General features: G+C 65.9%; 17 protein-coding genes and 1 tRNA gene. 10 read left to right on the top strand and 8 right to left on the bottom strand.

The features are described from left to right. Positions 1–633, bottom strand: a complete 633-nt coding sequence (folE, locus tag WFP78_RS14140; protein ID WP_336963456.1) for a GTP cyclohydrolase I FolE — start codon at positions 631–633, stop codon at positions 1–3. A gap of 210 nt (positions 634–843) precedes the next feature. Here folE and WFP78_RS14135 point away from each other — a divergent pair, with 210 nt between their 5' ends. Beyond that, the gene (locus WFP78_RS14135) at positions 844–1,479 is read left to right on the top strand and encodes a nucleotidyltransferase family protein (protein ID WP_336963454.1); all 636 of its coding nucleotides are present in this window, start codon (positions 844–846) and stop codon (positions 1,477–1,479) included. Here the strand turns inward: WFP78_RS14135 and WFP78_RS14130 are convergent. Beyond that, positions 1,432–2,700 carry a cytochrome b/b6 domain-containing protein gene (locus WFP78_RS14130; RefSeq protein WP_336963450.1) on the bottom strand — a complete coding sequence of 423 codons (1,269 nt, stop codon included), beginning with the start codon at positions 2,698–2,700 and terminating at the stop codon, positions 1,432–1,434. The genes WFP78_RS14135 and WFP78_RS14130 overlap by 48 nt on opposite strands. 263 nt (positions 2,701–2,963) lie before the next feature. Between WFP78_RS14130 and WFP78_RS14125 the strand changes: the two genes are divergently transcribed. The 3 genes from WFP78_RS14125 to WFP78_RS14115 all read left to right on the top strand — a co-directional run bounded on the left by WFP78_RS14125 (position 2,964) and on the right by WFP78_RS14115 (position 7,482). After that, positions 2,964–4,172, top strand: a complete 1,209-nt coding sequence (locus tag WFP78_RS14125) for an acetyl-CoA C-acetyltransferase (protein WP_336963447.1) — start codon at positions 2,964–2,966, stop codon at positions 4,170–4,172. 60 nt (positions 4,173–4,232) lie between these two features. After that, positions 4,233–6,410: a 3-hydroxyacyl-CoA dehydrogenase NAD-binding domain-containing protein gene (locus tag WFP78_RS14120; protein ID WP_336963444.1), complete on the top strand. Its 2,178-nt coding sequence runs from the start codon at positions 4,233–4,235 to the stop codon at positions 6,408–6,410. Between the two features lie 121 nt (positions 6,411–6,531). Then, entirely contained in the window at positions 6,532–7,482 is a 951-nt protein-coding gene (locus WFP78_RS14115; protein ID WP_336963441.1) for a glutaminase, read from the top strand. 109 nt (positions 7,483–7,591) lie between these two features. Here the strand turns inward: WFP78_RS14115 and WFP78_RS14110 are convergent. After that, positions 7,592–7,676, bottom strand: a tRNA-Leu gene (locus WFP78_RS14110). Positions 7,677–7,819: 143 nt separating this feature from the next. Here WFP78_RS14110 and zwf point away from each other — a divergent pair. Genes zwf through eda form a run of 4 tightly spaced genes read left to right on the top strand, consistent with a single transcriptional unit; the run spans position 7,820 to position 12,689 of the window. Further along, entirely contained in the window at positions 7,820–9,280 is a 1,461-nt protein-coding gene (gene zwf / locus WFP78_RS14105) for a glucose-6-phosphate dehydrogenase (protein WP_336963439.1), read from the top strand. Next, the gene (gene edd / locus WFP78_RS14100; protein ID WP_336963437.1) at positions 9,273–11,102 is read left to right on the top strand and encodes a phosphogluconate dehydratase; all 1,830 of its coding nucleotides are present in this window, start codon (positions 9,273–9,275) and stop codon (positions 11,100–11,102) included. Before zwf ends, edd begins: the two co-directional genes overlap by 8 nt. A 7-nt stretch (positions 11,103–11,109) precedes the next feature. Next, positions 11,110–12,075: a glucokinase gene (gene glk / locus WFP78_RS14095; protein ID WP_336963602.1), complete on the top strand. Its 966-nt coding sequence runs from the start codon at positions 11,110–11,112 to the stop codon at positions 12,073–12,075. Beyond that, the gene (eda, locus tag WFP78_RS14090; RefSeq protein ID WP_336963434.1) at positions 12,072–12,689 is read left to right on the top strand and encodes a bifunctional 4-hydroxy-2-oxoglutarate aldolase/2-dehydro-3-deoxy-phosphogluconate aldolase; all 618 of its coding nucleotides are present in this window, start codon (positions 12,072–12,074) and stop codon (positions 12,687–12,689) included. The genes glk and eda overlap by 4 nt, the downstream gene beginning before the upstream one ends. A gap of 213 nt (positions 12,690–12,902) precedes the next feature. Here eda and WFP78_RS14085 read toward each other — a convergent pair whose 3' ends face one another. Next, on the bottom strand, positions 12,903–13,382 hold the full coding sequence (locus WFP78_RS14085) for an SH3 domain-containing protein (protein ID WP_419722968.1): 480 nt from the start codon (positions 13,380–13,382) through the stop codon (positions 12,903–12,905). 229 nt (positions 13,383–13,611) lie between these two features. On the opposite strand from WFP78_RS14085, the gene WFP78_RS14080 reads away from it, so the two are divergent. Then, positions 13,612–14,457 (top strand): glycosyltransferase family 2 protein, encoded by an 846-nt coding sequence (locus tag WFP78_RS14080; RefSeq protein ID WP_336963432.1) that lies wholly within the window; start codon positions 13,612–13,614, stop codon positions 14,455–14,457. Here WFP78_RS14080 and WFP78_RS14075 read toward each other — a convergent pair. The 4 genes from WFP78_RS14075 to WFP78_RS14060 form a co-directional block, all read right to left on the bottom strand. Beyond that, positions 14,443–14,658: a DUF2093 domain-containing protein gene (locus tag WFP78_RS14075; protein ID WP_336963430.1), complete on the bottom strand. Its 216-nt coding sequence runs from the start codon at positions 14,656–14,658 to the stop codon at positions 14,443–14,445. The genes WFP78_RS14080 and WFP78_RS14075 overlap by 15 nt on opposite strands. Continuing rightward, positions 14,658–16,061, bottom strand: coding sequence for an NAD(P)H-dependent flavin oxidoreductase (locus tag WFP78_RS14070; RefSeq protein WP_336963427.1), 1,404 nt, complete (start codon positions 16,059–16,061; stop codon positions 14,658–14,660). The genes WFP78_RS14075 and WFP78_RS14070 overlap by 1 nt, the downstream gene beginning before the upstream one ends. Before the next feature lie 95 nt (positions 16,062–16,156). Next, positions 16,157–17,311 carry a glycosyltransferase family 4 protein gene (locus WFP78_RS14065; protein ID WP_336963424.1) on the bottom strand — a complete coding sequence of 385 codons (1,155 nt, stop codon included), beginning with the start codon at positions 17,309–17,311 and terminating at the stop codon, positions 16,157–16,159. Position 17,312: 1 nt separating this feature from the next. Beyond that, positions 17,313–18,185: an alpha/beta fold hydrolase gene (locus WFP78_RS14060; RefSeq protein ID WP_336963596.1), complete on the bottom strand. Its 873-nt coding sequence runs from the start codon at positions 18,183–18,185 to the stop codon at positions 17,313–17,315. A 37-nt stretch (positions 18,186–18,222) separates the two neighbouring features. Here WFP78_RS14060 and WFP78_RS14055 point away from each other — a divergent pair, with 37 nt between their 5' ends. After that, positions 18,223–19,623: a protein adenylyltransferase SelO family protein gene (locus tag WFP78_RS14055; protein WP_336963421.1), complete on the top strand. Its 1,401-nt coding sequence runs from the start codon at positions 18,223–18,225 to the stop codon at positions 19,621–19,623. Positions 19,624–19,660 lie beyond the last annotated feature (37 nt).

Raw genomic sequence — 19,660 nt, 5'->3', positions numbered from 1 at the left:
TCAGACGCCCATCAGACCGAGGACTTCCTTACGGCTTTTGTCGTCGTCGCGGAACACGCCCATCATCCGGCTGGTCTTCATGCTGACGCCCGGCGTGCGCACGCCCCGTCCGGTCATGCAGCCATGCGTCGCCTCTATGACCACGGCGACCCCCAAAGGCTTCAGATGTTCCCAGATGCAGTCCGCGACCTCCGCCGTCAGCCGTTCCTGCACCTGCAGGCGCCGCGCATAGGCGTGGAGGACACGCGCCAGCTTGGAGATGCCCACGACATAGTCGCCCGGCAGATAGGCGATATGCGCCCTGCCGATGATCGGCGCCATATGATGTTCGCAATGCGACTGGAACGGAATGTCCTTCAGCAGCACGATCTCATCATAGCCGCCCACTTCATGAAAGATGCGGGACAGATGGTAGGCGGGGTCTTCGCCATAGCCCTGGCAATATTCCCGCCACGCCCGCGCGACCCGCTTGGGCGTGTCGCGCAGCCCCTCCCGCTCCGGGTCGTCGCCGGCCCAGCGGATCAGCGTGCGGACAGCATCGGCCACCTCCCTGGGCACAGGCAGCTTGTCCTGCTGCGGCGCCACCAGGTCTCCATCCTCCGGACTTGTCGTCAACGCGTATTCCTTTCGCATTTTCCTGGTGGAGCCATATGGCGGCTCAACACAGATTGCCAGCCCCTCGGCCCAGCCATCTGGACAGGCGCTTTCCACAATGGCAGCTTCCGGCCATGCAGAACCGAATAAAAAAGACGCGCAGAACAAGTGCTTATCGCCCATGCGTTGGCGCGCGCCCGGTGCGTCATCATAGCGTCACCCCATTGCCAGCGGACATCCATCATCGCCATGCGGCCTGAACGAATCGCTGCCATCCTGCTCGCCGCCGGCCCCTCGACGCGCTTTGGCGAGGACGACAAGCTGATGGTCGATTATCGCGGCAAGCCGTTGATAAACCATGCCCTGGCACATGTCGCCTCGCTGCCCTTCGCCCATATGGTCGCCGTGGCACGGCCGATGGAAGAGGCCCCCGTCATCCACCGCAAGCTCGACCGGCGCGGTTATGAGATCGTGGTGAAGGAGGACGCCGCCGCCGACCTGTCCGCCAGCATCGCGCTCGGCCTTGCCAGGGTGGAAGAGATCGCGGCCATCCGCAAGGTGCAGGGCGTGCTCCTGTGCCTTGCCGACATGCCCGATTGCAACCCGACGCACCTCAACCACCTGTGCCTGGCGGCCGAGGACATCCGCTCGGTCGTGGCGAGCACCGACGGTTTCGGGCCGCTATTGCCCGCCTTCATCGGCCGCAAACATTTCCGCGAACTAATGAGCCTGCGCGGCGATCAGGGGCCGCGCGTACTGATGAGCCATGGCAAGCTCATCGAAACCAGCGACGCCGTGCTGCGCGATGTCGATACGCCCGAAGACCTTAGCCGGACGCTATTTGCGATCGGCGGTAAAGCGGAAGTCGACGGCAACCCCGGGTGACAGGCCCGCCGCGCTTTCCCCCGTCCCCACGCCGAAGCGGGCACGGGCCACCGTCGCGGTTCCCGACACGTTGCGCCTGTTCCCGCTGCCCGAAAGCGTGAAGCGGATGGTCTGCGGCGCGCTGACGCCCTTCAGCGACAATGTGCCGCGCGCGATATAGCCGGCCCCCGACCGTTCGGCCCCCTTCGCCGTGAAGATCGCCCTGGGGTGGGCCGCGACGCCGAAGAATTCGTCCCCCGCCAACATGCCGTCCTGCGTGGCATCGCCCATGCTGGCGCTCGCCAAGTCGATCTCCACATGGATGTCGGCGGTTTCGGGCGCGTCAGGGTCCATCGCGATCTTCGCGGTCCAGCGCGAGAAGCTGCCGTTGATCATCTCCGCGCCATTGCCCACGCCAAAGCCGATGCGCCCGCCGGGTTGCACCGTCCACACCGGCGGCGGACCGGCCTTTTCCGGCGCGACAACGACCGCCGCAGCCGCATTGGCAAGAGCGGCATTGTCACCATCGACAGCCGCATTGCCCGGCGATGACGCCGCATTGTCGGCCCCATCGGCATCGGCCTCATCCCGCGCCATGCTATTGGCGATGGCCGCCTGCACGCTGGCCGCAGCGGGCGCGCTCCTGCCGATCGCCATCTTGCCCAGCGCCATCCCGATGGGGATCAGCGCGATCAGGCCAAGCATCACCACCAGCGATCGCCCCGGCACCATGCGCCAGATCAGCCCGTCACGTATCAGCAGGTGATGGCGCAGCGCGCCCGCGACATGCAGCACGAACAGCGCCAGCCCGATCCAGACGATCACGCTGTGACCGCCCTCGAACAGTTCATGCGCGGCCTGCGGCACGGGCAGATGTGGCAGCGGCACGGTGCCATAGAGCAGCGTCGGCACCTTGATTCTGGCCGTCGACACCAGCGCCCAGCCGGTCAGCGGCGCGCCCAGCATGAAGAGATAGAGCCCGGCATGCACCAGCTTTGCGAGCAGCCCCATAGGGCCGCCCTCCAGCGGCGCGGGCCGCGGCCGCCACCAGCGCACGGCGATCCGCAACAGGGTCAGGGCAAGGATGGTGATGCCGATCGACTTGTGCAGCTGAAAGGCGGCGAACCCGGCCTGCCCCTTGGCATCCGCCATCCCCCAGCCCAGGGATATCTGGAAAAAGAGCAGCGCGGCGAGCAGCCAATGCAGGATGATCGCCGTCAGGCTGTAGCGCTGTGGGGTCATGCAAAGGGTCCTTCCGGCTGTCGTTGCGCGGGCAGAACGCTAACGCAGACGCCCTATGCTGGCCAGAGTCGCGCCGGGAAACGCAGGGTTGCCCGATCCCGGCAAAAAAATTTCCAGCCTCTTGCCGCTACGGCATTGCTTGACGTTAACGTAAAGCGCCCCTCCCGCCCGGATCACCCCCCTTGCACAATCCCCGCTACGGCGCACATTGCTGCGGCACATAAGCTCCAGAGCGGCGAGTCACCGCAGGGAGAGGGAAGACAATGGACGCATATATCTATGATGCCGCCCGCACACCGCGCGGCAAGGGCAAGGCCGACGGCGCGCTGCACGAGGTGACGCCGATCCAGCTGGCGACGCAGGTGCTGCAGGCCTTGCGCGACCGCAACGGCATCGACACCGCCCATGTGGACGACGTGATCCTGGGCTGCGTGACCCCGGTAGGGGAACAGGGCGCCGACATCGCCCGCGCCGCCGTGCTCAACGCCGATTATGCGGAGACGACCGCCGGCGTGCAGATCAACCGTTTCTGCGCCTCCGGCCTTGAGGCCGTGAACATGGCCGCCGCCAAGGTGATGACCGGCGAGGCGGAATTCGCCATCGGCGGCGGCGTGGAGGCGATGAGCCGCGTGCCCATGGCCTCGGATGGCGGCGCCTGGGCGATGGACCCCGCCGTCGCGTTCAAGACCTATTTCGCGCCGCAGGGGATCAGCGCGGACCTGATCGCCACGAAATTCGGCTATTCCCGCAACGATGTCGACGCCTATGCCGTCGAAAGCCAGAAGCGCGCGAAGATGGCGTGGGACGAGGGCCGCTTCGCCCGCTCCGTCCTGCCTATCCACGACGTGATCGGCCAGGTGCTGCTCGATCATGACGAGCATATGCGTCCGGATGCCGACATGCAGTCGCTGGGCGCGCTCAAGCCCGCCTTCCAGGCGCTGGGTGAAGAAATGCCCGGCTTCGATGCCATCGCGCTGCTCAAATATCCCGAGGTCGAGAAGATCAACCATGTCCACCATGCCGGCAACAGCTCCGGCATTGTCGACGGCGCCGCCGCCGTGCTGGTGGGCAGCAAGGCGATGGGCGAGAAATTCGGCCTGAAGCCCCGCGCCCGCATCCGCGCCATGGCATCCATCGGCTCCGAACCGATGATCATGCTGACCGGCCCGGAAAGCGTGGCGGAAAAGCTGCTCCGCCGATCCGGCATGGGCAAGGGCGACATCGACCTGTGGGAACTCAACGAAGCCTTCGCCAGCGTGGTGCTGCGCTATATCGACGCCATGGGCCTGGATACCGGCAACATCAACGTGAATGGCGGCGCGATCGCCATGGGCCACCCGCTGGGCGCCACCGGCGCGATGATCCTGGGCACCGCGCTCGACGAGCTGGAACGCTCGGGCAAGGGCACCGCGCTTATCAACCTGTGCGTCGGCGCGGGCATGGGCACCGGCACCATCATCGAGAGACTGTAGATCGGGTGTAGCGCGCACACCGCGCCGCTCTCCCCATCCCCTTTCGCGAAGGATCACATCATGAAAACCATTCGCTTCGACATTGATGCAGACGGCATCGCCACCCTGACCATCGACGTGCCCGACCAGTCGATGAACGTCATCGGCCCGGACTTCATCGCCGATCTTGGCGCCGCCATCGACCGCATCGCCGGCGAGCCGGAGATCAAGGGCGCCGTCATCTGCTCGGGCAAGGACAGCGGCTTCATGGCCGGCATGGACCTCAAGCAGATGGTCGGCATGCTCACCGCCGCCCGGCTGGGCAAGGCGGACATGGGCGCGGTGTTCGACAGCGTGTTCGTGCTGAACGCGCTGTTCCGCCGCCTGGAAACCTGCGGCAAGCCCATTGCCTGCGCGATAGAGGGCACATGCGTGGGCGGTGGCTTCGAACTGGCGCTCGCCTGCCATTACCGGGTGGTCGCCGATAATCCGAAGATCCAGCTCGGCCTGCCCGAAATCATGGTCGGCCTGTTCCCCGGCGGCGGCGGGTCGCAGCGGCTGCCCCGCATGGTCGGCGTGCAGACCGCGCTCCTCTACATGCTGCAGGGCAAGATGTTCCGCCCGGCGGAAGCCGCGATGCTCAAGGTGGTTGACGCATCCGTTCCGGCCGGTACTACGGTGGCAACCGCGAAGCAGTGGCTCGTGGCCAATCCTGCCGCCAGCGTTAAACCATGGGATCAGAAAGGCTTCAAATTTCCCGGGGGCGCTGGCGGCTTCAACCCCAATTTCGTCCAGACCTTCGTCGGCGCGACCGCAATGACCGCGAAGGAAACGCAGCGGAACATGCACGCGCCCATCGCGCTGCTCTCCGCCGTCTATGAAGGGGCGATGCTGCCCTTCGACCGGGCGATCCGCATCGAAAGCAAATATTTCGCCAAGGTCGTGGCCGATCCGCAGGCCGGCAACATGGTCCGCACCCTGTTCGTCAACAAGCAGGCGGCCGAGCGCGGCGCGCGGCGCCCCAAGGGTGAACCGAAGGCGCCGACGACAAAGCTCGCCATGCTGGGCGCCGGCATGATGGGCGCTGGCATCGCCACCGTCTCCGCCCAGGCCGGCATCGACGTGATCCTGCTGGACCGCGATCAGGCCGCCGCCGACACCGGCAAGGCCCATGCCGAAACGGTGGTGAAGAAACGCATCGGCAAGGGCGTGACGCCCGAACAGGCCGAAGCCATCCTGGCGCGCATCACGCCGACATCCGATTTCGCGCTGCTCAAGGATTGCGATTTCGTGATCGAGGCGGTGTTCGAGGACGTCGGCATCAAGGCGGAGGTGACGAAAAAGGTCGAGGCGGTGCTGGGCGCCGACACGATCTTCGGCTCCAACACCTCCACCCTGCCGATCACCATGCTGGCCAAGGCATGGACGAAGCCGGAAAATTTCATTGGCGTCCATTTCTTCTCGCCGGTCGAGAAGATGCCGCTGGTCGAGATCATCGTCGGCGAAAAGACCGGCCCGACGGCGATCGCCAAGGCGCTGGATTATGTCGCGCAGATCAAGAAGACGCCGATCGTCGTCAACGATTCCCGCGGTTTCTATACCTCCCGCTGCTTCGGCACCTATGTGCAGGAAGGCACGGAGATGCTGGCCGAGGGTGTGAACCCGGCGCTGATCGAGAATGTCGGCAAGCAGCTGGGCATGCCGGTGGGGCCGCTGGCCGTGTCGGACGAAGTCTCCATCGAGCTTGGCCACAAGATCGTGACCGCCGCGAAAAAGGTGCTGGGCGACGCCTACAAGCCGCAGAAGTCCGACGATGTGGCCGCCAAAATGGTCGAGATCGGCCGGCTGGGGCGCAAGAACGCCAAGGGCTATTATGACTATCCCGAAGGCGGCAAGAAGGCGCTGTGGCCGGGCCTGTCGGCCCTGTTCCCGCGCGCGGCGGTGCAGCCCGATGCCGGATCGGTACGCGAACGGCTGCTCTATCGCCAGTTGGTGGAATGCGCCCGCTGTTTCGAGGAAGGCGTGCTGGAAACGCCGGAGGATGGCGATATCGGCGCGATCTTCGGCTGGGGCTTTGCGCCCTATACCGGCGGCCCCTTCAGCCATATGGACATGCTGGGCGCGGCAAAGGTCGTGGAGATACTCGACCGGCTGGCCGCCACCCATGGCGGACGCTTCACGCCCACGGCGCAGTTGCGCGCCATGGCGGCGGAGGGCCGGACCTTCTATGCCGGTGCCGGCGCCCGCAAGGCCGCCTGAACACGCATTCGGCGGCCCGCATCCCTGTTGCGGGCCGCCAATCCCAAAAATCAGGTGCAGCCCCGCCGACGCGCTGTTACGCCCCGACGAAGGACGGGACGGCAAGACATGGCGGAGCGGCATGGATCTTCAGGCAATCATCGCGCAGATCGTCGCCGACATGGCGGAGGCGGAGGATCCCGGCACGGTCGCCACCTATATCCCCAGCCTTGCCAGCGTCGATCCCGGCCAGTTCGGCATCGCCGTGACATTGGCGGACGGCACCCGCTTTGCCGGCGGCGATTGCGACACCGGCTTTTCCATCCAGTCGATCTCGAAGGTCTTTGCGCTCACCCTGGCGCTCGGCAAGGTCGGCGACCAGCTCTGGTCGCGGGTGGGCCGCGAACCCTCGGGCAACGCCTTCAACTCCATCGTCCAGCTGGAGCAGGAAGCGGGCATCCCGCGCAATCCCTTCATCAATGCCGGCGCCATCGTGGTGTCGGACGTCAACCTCGCCTGGCACCAGCCGCGCGAGGCCATCGGCGAGGTGCTGCGCTTCATCCGCTATCTGGCGGAGGACGACAGCATCGCCATCGACGAGAATGTGGCGAAATCCGAACAGGACACCGGCTTCCGCAATATCGCGCTCGCCAATTACATGCGCGCCTTCGGCAATCTGCATCATGATGCGGGACTGGTGCTGGGCACCTATTTCCACCAGTGCGCGATCGAGATGAGCTGCCGGCAGCTGGCCGATGCGGGCCGTTACCTGATGCTGGACGGCCTGCACCCCAATGGCGGGCGCGTCATCTCCCGCAAAAGGGCGCGGCGCATCAATGCGCTGATGCTCACCTGCGGCCATTATGACGCCTCGGGCGACTTCGCCTTTCGCGTCGGCATGCCGGGCAAATCGGGCGTGGGTGGCGGCATCCTGGCGGTCGTCCCGGGTAGGGCATCCATCACCGTCTGGTCGCCGGGGCTCAATGAAAACGGCAATTCGAAACTGGGCACCATCGCCCTGGAACGCCTGTCGGACGAAACCGGCTGGTCGATCTTCAGCGCCGCGAATCGCGTGCCGGGCGACGTGGGTTGAGGTACGGAACATGGCCCGACAGGGTTCGCAAGGCCGAACGGCCGCCCGAGCTTATGCGAGGAAAGCCAGGGCGACGGATGTCGCCACCGGCGCTTGAGGCCAATAAAAATGGTGCGGGCGGTCGGAATCGAACCGACACTCCTTTCGGAACCGGATTTTGAGTCCGGCGCGTCTACCAGTTTCACCACGCCCGCAACGCGCTCGTCATAGCCGCTTGTGCGCGGCACGCAACGGCAAATGTCGTTCAGCACGGTGGTTGCGGTGGCGGGATCATTCGCTATACAGGGGCGTATTCGTGCAGGACATTCGATAATCACATAACGGTAAGGGACAGCCTTTGACCGAACAATCCTCCACGCTCATTCTCTTTGGTGCGACCGGCGATCTTGCCCACCGCATGCTGTTTCCCTCCCTCTACAACCTGCTGTGCGATGCGCTGCTGCCGGCGGATTTCATGGTCATCGCCTCGGGCCGTTCGGAGATGGACGACGAGGGCTTTCGTGCCGATGTCGATGCCGCCCTGCGCAAGTTCATCGGACCCGATCGCTTCGATGAAGCCTGTGCCGCCGACCTGCTGGGCCGAATCATCTACTGCCCGGTCGAGGCCGGCAATGACGAGCAGTTCGCCGCGCTTGCGAAACGACTGGGCGATCGGTTGGAGAAAGGCGTCTCCATCTACCTGTCCACACCGCCGTCGCTCTTCGCGCCGACCGCCGAAGGGCTGGCCCGCGCCGGCATCTCCGGGTCGAACACCCGGATCGCGATGGAAAAGCCGATCGGCAAGGACCTCGCCTCGTCCAAGGTCGTGAACGATGCCATCGGCGCGCTGTTCGACGAGCAGTCCATCTTCCGCGTCGACCATTATCTGGGCAAGGAAACGGTGCAGAACCTGCTGGCCCTGCGCTTTGGCAACATGCTGTTCGAGCCGCTGTGGAACGCCAATGCCATCGACCATGTGCAGATCACGGTCGGCGAAGTCGTCGGGCTGGAAGGCCGGGTCTCCTATTATGACGGCGTCGGCGCGCTGCGCGACATGGTGCAGAACCACATGCTGCAGATCCTGTCGATCCTCGCGATGGAGCCCCCCGCCCGCCTCGATTCGACCGCCGTGCGCGACGAGAAGGTGAAGGTGCTTCGCTCGCTGCGCCCGATGGATGCGGAAAGCGTGAAGACGCTCAGCGTGCGCGGGCAATATACGCCGGGCGCCGTGCAGGGGCAGATCGTCACCGGCTATGCCGACGAGCTGGGCAAGCCCTCCACCACCGAAACCTTCGTGGCGCTGAAAGCCCATATCGACAACTGGCGCTGGACCGGCGTGCCCTTCTACCTGCGCACCGGCAAGCGGATGCCCAGCCGCCAGTCCGAAATCATGATCCAGTTCAAGCCGGTCGCGCACAGCATCTTCGGCAAGCGCGGCGGGGCTTCGGGGCTGGAGCCCAATACCCTGATCATCCGCCTGCAGCCGGAGGAGAATATCCGCCTGCTCATCATGGCGAAGGAGCCGGGATTGAATGGCGTGAAGCTGCGCGAGGTCAGCCTCGACGTGTCGCTGGACCATGAATTCGGCGGCCAGCGGCGGCGCATCGCCTATGAGCGGCTGCTGCTCGACCTGCTGGATGGCGACGCCACCCTGTTCGTCCGCCGCGACGAGGTGGAGGCGCAATGGGTCTGGATCGATTCGATCATCGAAGGCTGGCAGGAGGCCGGCATGAAACCCGCCCCCTATGCATCCGGGAACTGGGGGCCGTCCTCGGCCATTGCCCTTATCGAGCGCGACGGAGCAAGCTGGCATGACTGATCTTCATTCGACCATCGCGGCCGTCACCGAACGGGTCGTGAAGCGCAGCGCCGACCGGCGGCGCAAATATCTCGACCTGATCGAGCGCGGGCGCGACGCGGGCACCAATCGCCAGCGCCTGTCCTGCGGCAACCTCGCCCATGGCTTTGCCGCATCGGAAGGCGACAAGCCGGCGATCCGCGCGGGCGATGCCATGAACATCGGCATCGTCACCGCCTATAACGACATGCTGTCCGCCCATCAGCCCTATGGCCGCTATCCCGAGGCGATCAAGATCGCCGCGCGCGAGGCGGGCATCACGGCGCAGGTGGCGGGCGGCGTGCCCGCCATGTGCGACGGCGTGACGCAGGGTCAGGCGGGCATGGACCTCTCCCTCTTCAGCCGCGACACCATCGCGCTTTCGACCGCCATCGCGCTCAGCCATGCGATGTTCGAGGGCGCGCTGTTGCTTGGCATCTGCGACAAGATCGTGCCAGGGCTGCTGATCGGCGCGCTGCGCTTCGGCCATCTGCCGACCATCCTGATCCCCGCCGGCCCGATGCCCTCCGGCCTTGCCAACAAGGAAAAGGTCCGCGTCCGCCAGCTTTATGCGGAGGGCAAGGTCGGCACCGCCGAGCTGCTGGAGGCGGAAAGCGCGAGCTATCATGGCGCGGGCACCTGCACCTTCTATGGCACGGCCAACAGCAACCAGATGATGATGGAAGTGATGGGCCTGCACATGCCCGGCGCCGCCTTCGTCAATCCGGGCACGAAGCTGCGCGGCGAACTGACCCGATCGGCCGTCCACCGCATGGCGTCCATCGGCTGGGATGGCGGCGATTATCGCCCGCTCGGCCACTGCATCGACGAAAAGGCGATCGTGAACGCGGTGATCGGCCTGCTCGCCACGGGCGGATCGACCAACCATGCGATCCACATCCCCGCCATCGCGCGGGCGGCGGGCATCAGCATCGACTGGACCGATTTTGCCGAGCTGTCGGACGTCGTGCCGCTGCTCGCCCGCGTCTATCCCAATGGATCGGGCGACGTGAACAATTTCCACGCGGCGGGCGGCATGGCCTGGGTCATCCGCGAGTTGCTGGACGCAGGGCTCCTGCATCGGGACATCATGACGGTCGCGCGGCAGGACCTGACCGACTATGGCCGCGAGCCAGTGCTGGAGGACGAAGCGCTGATGTGGGCCGACGCCCCCGTCACATCGCGCGACGACACGATCTTGCGCCCGGTCTCCAGCCCGTTCAGCGCCGACGGCGGCATGAAGCTGCTCTCCGGCAATCTGGGCCGCTGCATCATCAAGGTGAGCGCCGTCGATCCGTCCCGCTGGACGATCGAGGCACCAGCGCGAGTGTTCCACGATCAGGACGACGTGATCCGCGCCTTCAAGGCCGGCGAACTGGAGCGGGACGTGATCGTGGTCGTGCGCTTCCAGGGGCCGCGCGCCAATGGCATGCCCGAACTGCACAAGCTGACCCCCTCGCTCGGCGTGCTGCAGGATCGCGGGTTCAAGGTTGCGCTGCTCACCGACGGACGCATGTCCGGCGCCAGCGGCAAGGTGCCCGCCGCCATCCACCTCTCGCCCGAGGCGCTGGGCGGCGGCCCCATCGGCAAGCTGCGCGATGGCGACATGGTGCGGGTCTGCGCCGTTACCGGCCAGGTCGAGGCGCTGGTGGATGCGGCGGCATGGGCCGCGCGCGAAGCGCCCCCTGCCCCGCCCCCGCCCTATGACACCGGGCGCGAGCTTTTCGCCCTGTTCCGCAATCACAGCGACCTGGCGGAAGCCGGCGCATCGGCAATGCTGGCTGCCATGGAAACGGAAATCTGACATGGCGATCGACATTGTTGCAGCCGACATCGGCGGGACCAACGCCCGCTTTGCCCGCGCGTCCATCGACGATGCCGGCAATCCCACCCTTGGCACCGTCCGCAAATATAAGGTTGCGGAATATCCCAGCCTGCAATCCTGCTGGAACGCCTTTGCGCGGGACGAGGCGGAGCCTTTGCCCGACAGGGCGTCCATTGCCTTTGCCACGGCCATCGGCCGGGATGTCATCAAGCTGACCAACAGCAACTGGGTGATCCATCCCGATACGCTGGACGAGGATCTGGGGCTCTGCTCCCTGCATCTCGTCAATGATTTCGAGGCCGTGGCCCATGCCATATCGCGCCTGCCGGCCGATAATCTGGAGCTGCTCTTCGGCCCCGAGCAGCCCATGCCGCAACGGGGCACGGTGACGATCCTTGGCCCCGGCACGGGGCTGGGCGTTGCGATGATCGCGTTCGACAAGGGCAAGCCCCATGTCATCGCGACGGAGGGCGGCCATCTGGACTTTGCGCCGCTGGACGCCATCGAAGGGCGGATCGTCGATTATCTGCGCGACAAGTTCCTGCGCGTGTCCACCGAACGGATCGTCTCGGGGCCCGGCCTCAACAATCTGTACAAGGCCATGGCCACCATCGGCCATGAGCGCGTCACCCTGATGGAAGACGCCGAATTGTGGCAGGCCGCGCTGGAGGGAACCGATGCGTTCGCCATGACGACGCTGGAGCGCTTCTGCCTCTGCTATGGCGCGGTGGCCGGCGATCTGGCACTGGCGCAGGGTCCGCATCATGTGGTGCTGGCCGGGGGACTCACCCAGCGGATGCGCCACATGCTGCCCACCAGCGGCTTTCACGATCGCTTCGTCGCCAAGGGACGGTTCGAGGGGCTGATGCGCTCCATCCCCATCCATCTGGCGACGCATGAGGAAATCGGCCTTTTCGGCGCTGCCGCGGCCTATCGGGAGAATGGACAATGAATTTGAGCGTCGACGACATCATGGAATTGGCACCGGTCATCCCGGTGCTGGTGATCGAAAATGTGGCGGATGCCGTGCCGATCGCGCAGGCGCTCGTCGCCGGCGGCCTTTGCGCGCTGGAAGTCACGCTGCGCACCCCCGCCGCGCTTGAGGCCATTGCGGAGATGGCAAAGGTGCCGGGCGCGGTCGTCGGCGCCGGCACGGTGCTCAACCCCGCCCAGCTGGACGACGCGCTGAAGGCCGGCGCCCGGTTCATCGTCAGCCCCGGCCTCACCGAACCGCTGGGCAAGGCCGCGATCGCCAGCGGCACCGCCTTTCTCCCCGGCACCGCGACCGCGGGCGACATCATGCGCGGCATGGACATGGGCCTTTCGCGCTTCAAATTCTTCCCGGCGGAAACCTCGGGCGGCATTGCCGCGCTCAAGGCCCTGGCCGCGCCCTTCCATCAGGCGCGCTTCTGCCCGACCGGCGGCATCAAGTTCGAAACGGCGGGCAACTGGCTGGCCGAGCCCGCCGTGAAATGCGTCGGCGGCAGCTGGCTGATCCCCAAGGGGCCGGTCAACCCCGCCCGCATCGAGGAACTGGCAAAGGCCGCGCACGCGCTGATCGCCTGATCGGCTGCCTGTCTTCACCCCCGCCGGTGTCGCGCCCGGCGGGGAAGCCATGGACGAATATCCGTCCTGGAACGGCTGATTAAACGCATTTCCCGAGCCGTCAGGCGATTGGCTGCATCGAACGGCGTTCCCACCGGACTGGAAATCGCTCTCTATCCCTGATCGACCGCGATTTCTTAACCAGCGATCGGAACCGATCGCTTGGAAATCGCCCTAGCGGGTTGCGCCCCACAGGCTTTCCGCGCGCACCTTGCCCTTGCGGCCGCCGATGTCGAAGCTGCACCACCCCGCCGAACAGCCACTGATCCGGCCCACGACGCCGGGTTCGACACGGAAGGCAACGGGCGCGCGATCATCGGCCGATTCACGCATCATCGCGATGTCGCCCACGACGATCGCCGTCGTCCGGTCGCTCAACAGGCGGACATGCATCCACCCCTGCGCGCCCGCCGAATCCTCGACCTTGCGCCAGTTGCCATGCACCTGCACCACTTTCACCGGCAAATCGCGGCGGCGATAGACCCAGTTCGACGGATAATCGAGGCTCGGCCCCACCCGCATGCGCGCTTCGTCGGCGGCGATCGAGGCCCAATAAGGCACCGGGCGGCCCTCCGCCAAGGCGCGGTCGCCAACGACCATGAGCATGAGGGCAAGGAACAGCGCCGCAAGCGGCAATCGGAAGAGAGTATTCATCGGCTATTGCTCTTGTTCGGTTGCGCGCGATGGCACGCAGACCTGCTGATAGCAAGTCCGCGCCATGCTGTTCAACCATTGCGCTGCACCTTGATGGCGATGCCTTAGCGAAGCCTTTACGCGCCGGGTCTATGCAGCATCCATATTCCGTCGCCTCATGCTGGAACGAACATGGCCCCGATCCGCGCCCCATTGCCGCTGCCTGCCGCCGGTGGCGAAGGCTGACATCATGACCGTCGCCATCGCCATCTTCGCACATGACGAGGAACGCCGCATCGCCCACTGCCTGGGCAGCCTGCCGCTACACCGGCCGGACCTGCGCTTTCACCTGCTGGTCAACGGATCGACCGACCGCACGGCAATCATCGCGCGCCGGTTCCTGGAAGGCATGCCGAACGCGCAGGTGCATGATCTGCACCCCGGCGGCAAATCGCGCACCTGGAACCGCTTCGTGCATGAAATCGCAGGCCCGCACGATGCCTATGTCTTCATGGATGGCGACGCGGAGATCGCGCCGGGGTCCATCGATGCGCTCGTCTCCGCCCTTGCGAAGAACCCCGCCGCCAATGGCGCGGCGGGCATGCCGCTCAACGGCCGGCATCATCGGCTCTATCGCGAGACGATGAAGGCCGAAGGCGGGCTGTTCGGCGATCTCTATGCCCTGTCCGGCGCCTTCGTCGCGCAAATCCGGGCGCGCGGCCTGTCCCTGCCGGAGGATCTGATCGGGGACGATGGCCTTGTCTGTGCCTGGGCGATGACGAACCTTGGCACCGACGCGGATTGGGACAAGGATCGTGTGATCCCCTGCGAGGATGCCGGTTTCCTGTGCGAGCCCGTGGGCCTTGCCAATCCCGTCACCTGGCGGGTCCAGTATCGGCGGATGATCAACTATTCGGTGCGTTATTTCCAGAACCGCATCGTCTCGGCCATCATGGCACGGCAGGGCCCGGCGGGCCTGCCCGCCCGGCTTTCCGATCTTTACGCCGATTCGCTGCCCCGGCTGAAGCCGCGCCCCGGCATCACCGGCTGGTTCGATCGCAAGGCACTTGCCCGGATGCGGTCAGCCTCGGCCTGAAAGCTCGCGATGCCGCAGGAAGGATAGCGTCGCCTCTTCCGCGCTCCGATAGGCTTCCTGGAACTCCTCGCTCCAGTACATCAGGTCATCGAGCGGAATGCGCTCACCGCTGACGGCGCAGAGCACGAAATGCCCTGGCCGTACGACGTCATAATGCGGCGTGCCATAATGCAGCACCGCCAATCCTGGAACATCCGCCATCAGTCGCCCGTCAGGATGCGGTCCACCAACTGCTTCACCGTGGGGACGAAGCCGTTGGAGTAGAAGGGGTCCTGCTTGAACTTGTAGGCGCCATGGCCGGCGAACATCAGGTTCTGGTCCACCGGGCCGCCATGGGCGATGTCCTGCAGGGTCTTCTGGATGCAGAAGCTGCGCGGATCGGCAAGGCGGCCGGTCGAGTTGGTCTCGCTGTCCATCCAGGACGAAAAGGCGCATTGCGACAGGCAGCCCATGCAATCGGTCTGGTCCTTGCGGATATCGGCCTTCTCGGCCTCGCCCACGAAGACCAGCGTATTGTCAGGCGTCTTGAGGCCGGAGGTATAGCCCTCGCCCACCCAGGCGCGCGCGCGCAACAGGTCGTTGCGCGTCACCCAGAAATTCTTGCCCTTCACGCCGACATCCAGCTGATGGGTATGGTCGCCCGCCTGCTCCATGCTGAACGCGATCTGCCGCTCGGAGCGGTGCTCCAGATTGCGCAGGAAAGGATTGCGCACCGCCGAGCTGTAGAAACCCGTCGGCGAGAAGCGGTGGAGCAGGATGTCGCCTTCCTCCAGCTGGGTCAGGCGATCCTTCCACTCCTGCGGAATGGGGCTTTCCTGCGTCAGCAGCGGCCGCGTGCCGAACTGGAAGGCGATCGCGCCCAGCTCGGGATTGTCGATCCAGTCGTTCCAGTCGCGCAGATACCACACGCCGCCGGCCATCACGATCGGCACTTCGTCCGAAATGCCGCCCTCGCGCATGGTGTCGCGCAGCGCCTTCACGCGGGGATAGGGATCTTCCGGCTTCAACGGGTCTTCCGCGTTGGACAGGCCGTTATGGCCTCCCGCCAGCCAGGGGTCTTCATAGACCACCGCCGCCAGCCATTCCGCCGCCTTGGAATAGGCCCGCTTCCACAGCGCGCGGAAGGCGCGGCCGGAGCTGACGATCGGCAGATAGGAGACATTGTAGGATGCCGCTATCTCGCTGAGCTTGTAGGGCATGCCCGCGCCGCAGGTGACGCCCGCCACCATGCCGCGCGTCCGCTCCAGCACGCCGTGCAGCACGCGCTGCGCACCGCCCATTTCCCACAGCACGTTGATGTTGATCGCGCCCTTGCCGCCGGCGATGTCGAAGGCGCGCTTCACCTGCTCCACGGCCCCCTCGATGGCGTAGGCGACCAGTTCTTCATGCCGGTCGCGCCGCGTGCGGCCGTGATAGATCTGGGGGATCAGATTGCCGGCGGCATCATAGCTGTCGGCATTCACCGCTGAAACCGTGCCGATGCCGCCCGCAGCCGCCCACGCGCCCGAACTCATATGGTTGGACACGGCGACACCCTTGCCGCCTTCCACAATCGGCCACACTTCGCGGCCGCCATAGACGATCGGCTTCAAACCCTTGAACAATCTGGTCTCCCCAACGCAACTGCGCCCTCCGCCCCAGAGGGCAAAGTCTGCCTATAGCAGATTTTTACCTGGGCTACGGAAAATCTGGCGCGCGTCTAACGCAAAAGCGCGGGTCTGGCCAGCGCTTCCCCATAAAGGCGCGCATAGGCTTCCACCATCGCCGGTTCGCCATAATGGGCGAAGGCTTTTTCACGATTGGCCATGCCCAGCGCCCGCCGAAGCGCCGCATCCTCGACCAGCCGTTTCAACGCGGTTGAAAATGCCGTTTCGTCCATGGCCGGGACGACCAGCGGCCGGTTTTCCGGCGCGACCATGGCCATGACGTCGCCGACATCGGTGGAGACCACAGGCAACCCCGCCGCCATCGCCTCCACCAGCGAAATCGGGAACTGCTCGCTGTCGGACGAGAGCGCGAAGATGTCGAACAACCCCACGAAACGATGCGGATCGGGCAGGAAGCCGGCCATGTGCAGGTCATCCATCCCGAGTCCCGCCGCTTCCGCAACAATCGCCGCGCGGTCCGCGCCGTCCCCCACGATCACCAGTTGCAACCGGTCGTGCAGCGGCGCCACCGCGCGCACCAGCCGGCGGATGTTCTTGACCGGCCGCAACCCCGCCAATGTGCCGACCAGCAGCTTGCCCGGCGCGCGGACAAGGCCGGGGATGGCGCCCGGCGCGGGTGGCTGCGCATAGGCGTCCAGCGGGATGCCGTTGGGGATGAAGCTCAGCCGCCGCTCGGGCTGATGCCAGGCGGTACGGGCGATGTCGCGCAGTACGGTCGACGGCACCACCAGCGCATGGGCGCTGCCCAGCGCGATCCGGCGGTAGCGGTTGCGCCGGGGCTTCAGGCCGGCGGTTTCGTCCTCGTTGAAGCCATCCTCATGATGGATGATCGGCGGCAGGCGCATGAAGGGCGAGAACAGCCGATGCGCCATCACGCCATCCATCGCCCCCCAATTATAGCTGAGGACCAGATCGTAACCCGCCATGCAGCGCGCCAGCGCATGGAAGTGGCGCGGCCCCATCCGCCCGGCCAGCGCCGGCGCTTGCGGAAAATCCACCGCCACCGCCGGATCGATGGCGGCGCGCGCGCCCGATTGCGCGGGGAAGCCGTTGAGGATGCTGTGCCTCAGCCGCCCGCCCCACAGGTTCATCAGGCGAACGGCGCGCGCTTCCTTGCCGCCCAGGTTGAAACTGCTGTGCAGGTGCAGGATGCGCGGCGGGCGTTGATCGCCCGGCGTCGATCCCATGTCAGCCCGCCTTCAGCACGCGATCGAGCAATGCCTCGATGGCGCCGATCGCCTCGGGCTCCACCAATATCGGCGTGTGGCCGACGCCGGGCACCGTGACATATTCGGCAGACGGCCCGATCCGCTCCACCATCTGCAGCGCGGTCTGATCGCTCAGCAGATCGGACAATGCGCCGCGCAGGATCAGCGTCGGCATCCCTGAAAACGGCGCGATGGCGGGCCACAGGTCCACCCCCGCTTCGCCGCCCGGTATCTTCAGCGGCTCGGCGATGCGCATGTCGTAATCCAGCACGACACGGCCGCTGCTGTTCAGCCGATAGAGCCGCTTGGCCATCGCCAGCCAGTCTTCCAGCCCATAGTCGGGATAGACGTCCGCATTGTTCTCCGCCAGCGCGCGGGCGGCATGCACCCAGGTCTGGTGCGTGCTGCCCGACCCGACATAGCCGCGAATCCGGTCCAGCCCGGCTTCCTCGATCTGCGGGCCGATGTCGTTCAGTATCGCGCCGGCCATGCGCCCCGCCCCGGTCGCGGCCATCAGCATGGTGATGATCCCGCCCAGCGAGGTGCCGACCGCGACGAAGCGAGTCAGCGACAGATCGGCGAACAGCCGTTCCAGATCGTGCAGATAGGTGAGCGGCACATAGGTCATCGGGTCCTTGGCATAGGCGCTTTCGGACCGTCCCCGCATGTCCGGGCAGATCATCCGCCATTGCCCGGCCAGCTTCGACGCCAGCGGCTCGAAATCGCGCGCGTTGCGCGTCAGCCCCGGCAGGCAGAGCAGCGGCGGGCGCCCATCTTCGCCGCCCGGATAATCGCGATAATGCAGCCTCAGCCCGTCAGGGGACCACCAATATCCATCTTTATATTCGGCCACGCTTGATCCCTTCGCCACGCCGGCCCCATATTGCGCTATGCGCCCCACCTCGCAAGCTGCCATTTTCACACCGGAACGATCCATCGCCCTGCTGGGGGAAGGCATCGCCGATCCGGTTTCCCCTGCCGATTTCCCCAAGACGATCCTGCGCTTCCGCAACGATCGCCATGCCCGCGCCGTGGGGCTGGACGGGCTGACCGACGCGCAGTGGATCGCCCATTTCGGCCGCTTCGCGCCGCTGGAAGGCAGCCTGCCCCGGCCGCTGGCGCTGCGCTATCACGGGCATCAGTTCCAGGTCTACAATCCCGACATCGGCGACGGGCGCGGCTTCCTGTTCGCGCAGCTGCGCGACGAGCGGGGCCGCCTGCTCGACCTTGGCACCAAGGGGTCGGGGACGACGCCATGGAGCCGGTCGGGCGATGGCCGGCTGACGCTGAAGGGCGGGGTGCGCGAAATCCTGGCGACCGAAATGCTGGAGGCGCTGGGCGTTAACACCAGCAAGACCTTCTCGCTGATCGAGACCGGCGAGGCGCTGATGCGCGGCGACGAGCCCTCCCCCACGCGCTCCGCCGTGCTGGTACGCCTCAGCCATTCGCATATCCGCATCGGCACCTTCCAGCGCGCGGCCTATGAACAGAATGCGCCGTTGATGGAGCGGCTCGTCCATTATGCGCTGGAACAACTTTACGGCGAAACGCCGGGCGAAGAGCCCGCGGCCCAGTTGCTCGGCCGGGTCGTGGAACGCACCGCCGATCTTGCCGCGAGCTACATGGCCGCCGGCTTCGTGCATGGCGTGCTGAACAGCGACAATATCAACGTCACGGGCGAGAGCTTCGACTATGGCCCCTGGCGCTTCACGCCATTGTGGGACCAGAACTTCACCGCCGCCTATTTCGACCGTCAGGGCCTCTATCGCTTCGGCGCGCAGGCGGAAGCGATCCACTGGGACGTCGCCCAGCTCGCCGTCTCCCTGCGCCTGCTGTCCGAAGCCCAGCCCCTGATCGCGCAACTGGAGCGCTTTCCCGATCTTTATGCCGATGCGATGATCCGCCGCTTCTTCTGGCGGCTGGGGCTGGAGCCGGGCGATCACCGGGCCGCCGCCGCCTTCGCCCAGGCCGCCGTGCGTGGCATGATGGCGACCGACACGCCGATAGACCGCTTCTTCTTCGACTGGCGTCATGGCGTCATCGCCAATGCCATCCACTATGCCGGCGATGCCTGGAACGATGCGCGGGCGGCGGTGCAGGGCTTCACGCCAACGGGCACGCGCGATCATCCCTATTGGTCGACCGAGGCACCCTGTTCCCTGTATATCGAGGAGGTCGAGGCGATCTGGTCCGCCATCGACACGCAGGACGATTGGGGGTCGCTCCACGCCAAGGTCGCCGCCATCCGCGCCATGGGCGATGCGCATGGCGCCGCCCCGCCGCCGCCCTGAAGCCTACGAGCGCCTCGTTCCACCACCCCTTTGCAAG

It is taken from the genome of Sphingobium aquiterrae, from assembly GCF_037154135.1.
GTDB lineage: Bacteria > Pseudomonadota > Alphaproteobacteria > Sphingomonadales > Sphingomonadaceae > Sphingobium > Sphingobium aquiterrae.
Note: the sequence above shows the minus strand (reverse complement) of the source record. Positions and strands in the feature narration are given on the sequence as shown.

Excerpts from the sequence above, each read along its gene's own strand:
- folE (WP_336963456.1), bottom strand. The coding sequence starts at position 633 with ATGCGAAAGGAATACGCGTTGACGACAAGTCCGGAGGATGGAGACCTG.
- WFP78_RS14065 (WP_336963424.1), bottom strand. The coding sequence starts at position 17,311 with ATGGGATCGACGCCGGGCGATCAACGCCCGCCGCGCATCCTGCACCTG.
- WFP78_RS14125 (WP_336963447.1), top strand. The coding sequence starts at position 2,964 with ATGGACGCATATATCTATGATGCCGCCCGCACACCGCGCGGCAAGGGC.
- WFP78_RS14135 (WP_336963454.1), top strand. The coding sequence starts at position 844 with ATGCGGCCTGAACGAATCGCTGCCATCCTGCTCGCCGCCGGCCCCTCG.
- WFP78_RS14115 (WP_336963441.1), top strand. The coding sequence starts at position 6,532 with ATGGATCTTCAGGCAATCATCGCGCAGATCGTCGCCGACATGGCGGAG.
- eda (WP_336963434.1), top strand. The coding sequence starts at position 12,072 with ATGAATTTGAGCGTCGACGACATCATGGAATTGGCACCGGTCATCCCG.
- WFP78_RS14075 (WP_336963430.1), bottom strand. The coding sequence starts at position 14,658 with ATGGCGGATGTTCCAGGATTGGCGGTGCTGCATTATGGCACGCCGCAT.
- WFP78_RS14120 (WP_336963444.1), top strand. The coding sequence starts at position 4,233 with ATGAAAACCATTCGCTTCGACATTGATGCAGACGGCATCGCCACCCTG.
- WFP78_RS14130 (WP_336963450.1), bottom strand. The coding sequence starts at position 2,700 with ATGACCCCACAGCGCTACAGCCTGACGGCGATCATCCTGCATTGGCTG.
- edd (WP_336963437.1), top strand. The coding sequence starts at position 9,273 with ATGACTGATCTTCATTCGACCATCGCGGCCGTCACCGAACGGGTCGTG.
- WFP78_RS14055 (WP_336963421.1), top strand. The coding sequence starts at position 18,223 with ATGCGCCCCACCTCGCAAGCTGCCATTTTCACACCGGAACGATCCATC.
- WFP78_RS14085 (WP_419722968.1), bottom strand. The coding sequence starts at position 13,382 with ATGAATACTCTCTTCCGATTGCCGCTTGCGGCGCTGTTCCTTGCCCTC.
- WFP78_RS14080 (WP_336963432.1), top strand. The coding sequence starts at position 13,612 with ATGACCGTCGCCATCGCCATCTTCGCACATGACGAGGAACGCCGCATC.